General features: G+C 70.8%; 2 protein-coding genes and 1 pseudogene. 1 reads left to right on the top strand and 2 read right to left on the bottom strand.

Features of this window, described 5'->3' with window-relative positions; all coding sequences use genetic code 11:
• A partial coding sequence (locus tag H0W38_RS21735; RefSeq protein ID WP_367162614.1) for a patatin-like phospholipase family protein occupies nucleotides 1-775 on the bottom strand: 775 nt, incomplete at its 3' end.
• A 156-nt stretch (nucleotides 776-931) separates the two neighbouring features.
• Entirely contained in the window at nucleotides 932-1,303 is a 372-nt protein-coding gene (locus tag H0W38_RS21730; protein ID WP_292458133.1) for an Ig-like domain-containing protein, read from the bottom strand.
• 226 nt (nucleotides 1,304-1,529) lie between these two features.
• Here H0W38_RS21730 and H0W38_RS21725 point away from each other — a divergent pair.
• Nucleotides 1,530-2,111 (top strand): annotated as a pseudogene (locus H0W38_RS21725) (excinuclease ABC subunit UvrA); the annotation flags it as partial.

Raw genomic sequence — 2,111 nt, 5'->3', positions numbered from 1 at the left:
GCAGCACGGCGATCGGCCACCATAGCGTGTGCCAGGGTTGCCACGCGGCGGCGCTGGCCGCGCCGATGCCGGGCAGCGTCAAGGTGCTCGCGCTGTGCAACAGGTGCGGCAGGATCACCAGCAAAGAGAACGGCAGGCTCACCGCCATGAATTCGCCGTGGATGGCCAGGAAGGCGCGAAGGTAGGTGACGACCGCGAAGCCGATGTCGCGCGAGCCCGAGGGCGTGAGGTAGCGGCCATTGCGCCGCAGCCAGGCCAGCACCGGCGAGTCGTTGCTCTGTAGCAGCGCCTGCGCGCGCGCAATGCCGACCAGCACGACCAGCCGGCCGAACATGGCGCCGACATAGCCGCCGCCCGACACGGTCGACAGGTAGTCGAGGCGCGGCAACTGGCCGCGCTGCGCCAGTCCGCGCAGCAGGCCCAGGCAGAACGTCGCGCTGCGCACGCCACCGCCGGACAGGGCGAGGCCCACAGTGGGCATGTCGGGCGCCACGCCGGCCAGCTTGCGGCGAGCCTTCAGAAGAGCGGCTTCGGTGTGGGTGAGGTCGGCCAGGGTGGCCGTTGCGGCGGCTGCCGCGGCGGCGGTTTCGGCGACGGCGACGGCGGCAGTGGCAGCGGCAGGCGCCTCGGTTACAGACGACGCGGGCAAGCCGGGCGCAACGACGACAGGGCCTTCGGCGGCTACAGGGGACGTCGCAGTCTTCGCGTCCGGTTCGCCCGGGTCGCTGCCGGAGGCGGTGCCTGGCGCGGCAGCGGGCTGGGAAGCATCGGGCATGCGGTCTCCGGTGTCGGCCTGCGCGCAACGGGGTGACAGCGCAGTCTGCTGCACTGTAGAAAGCGCCCCGGCCGGCGCCATCCCTTGTTGCGAGCCTCGTCGCAGGCAGCGGCGCCTTGGATGGACGGCTGGCGCCTTACAGCCTTGCAAGTTGCGTCAGCGATTGACCGTGACGCTGAACAGGTCGCTGTCGCGCGACTGGCCGTCGTTGTCGATCGCGCGGGCGAAGAACTGCACAGGCGCGGTGGCGTCGTCGGGCAGTTCGGTGTCGAGCTCGTAGGGTGCCGTCTCGTCGCTCCCGAGGCGCGTGGACACGGCGCCATCAACGCGGAAGAAGATCACTTCGTCGATGCCGGAGTCGTCGCTCGCCGAAGCTCTCAGCCGCACTTCGCCGCCCGCCTCGGCGATGTCGGGTGAAACGATCAACACGACCTGGGGCGGATCGTCGTTGTCGTCGAAGTTGTCACCGAGATAGAAGCCGCCGCCGCAGCCGGCGAGCGCCAGGGCCAGCGGCAGCATGCAGGCCATGCGCGCCGCACCGGCCGGGCGGCCACACCATCGAGACGCTCGCATCCAACGCAACATGAGCCGGATGCTACGACGCGTCACCGCCCGGCGGAAGGGCGATCCCGCCGTCACGGCTCGCACCCCGGGCGCCACGACGGCGGCCCGCATAATTGCCGGTTGCCCGCCGCCGCCAGCCGGCGAGCCCCACTTCCACGCCGAAATGCCGCCTGCCGCCCCTCACGCGCCCTTGCCCGCGAGCGACGAACCGCCCGCGGACGAAGCTCCTGCTGAATCGCCGACGGCGCACGTGCCCGCGCCTCGCAGGCCTTCCGGCGAAGCGCCCGCCATCCGCGTGCGCGGGGCCCGCACCCACAACCTCAAGAACATCGACCTCGACATCCCGCGCCATGCGCTCGTGGTGATCACGGGTCTGTCGGGCTCGGGCAAGTCGAGTCTGGCCTTCGACACGCTCTACGCCGAGGGCCAGCGCCGCTACGTGGAGAGCCTGTCGGCCTATGCGCGGCAGTTCCTGCAGCGCATGGACAAGCCCGATGTCGATGTGATCGAGGGCCTGTCGCCGGCCATCAGCATCGAGCAGAAGGCCACCTCGCACAACCCGCGTTCCACCGTCGGCACCGTCACCGAGATCCACGACTACCTGCGCCTGCTGTATGCGCGCGCCGGCACACCTTTCTGCCCCGACCACCACCTGCCGCTGCAGGCGCAGAGCGTCAGCCAGATGGTCGATGCCGTGCTGGCCCTGCCCGAGGAAACGCGGCTGATGATCCTGGCCCCCGTGCTGCGCGAGCGCAAGGGCGAGCACGCCGAG

It is taken from the genome of Methylibium sp., assembly GCF_013817365.1.
GTDB lineage: Bacteria > Pseudomonadota > Gammaproteobacteria > Burkholderiales > Burkholderiaceae_C > Methylibium.
The sequence above is the reverse complement of the archived record's forward strand: the minus strand, read 5'-3'. Positions and strand labels throughout refer to the sequence as shown.

Coding starts and splice junctions, on each gene's coding strand:
- H0W38_RS21730 (WP_292458133.1), bottom strand. CDS start 1,303: ATGGCCTGCATGCTGCCGCTGGCCCTGGCGCTCGCCGGCTGCGGCGGC.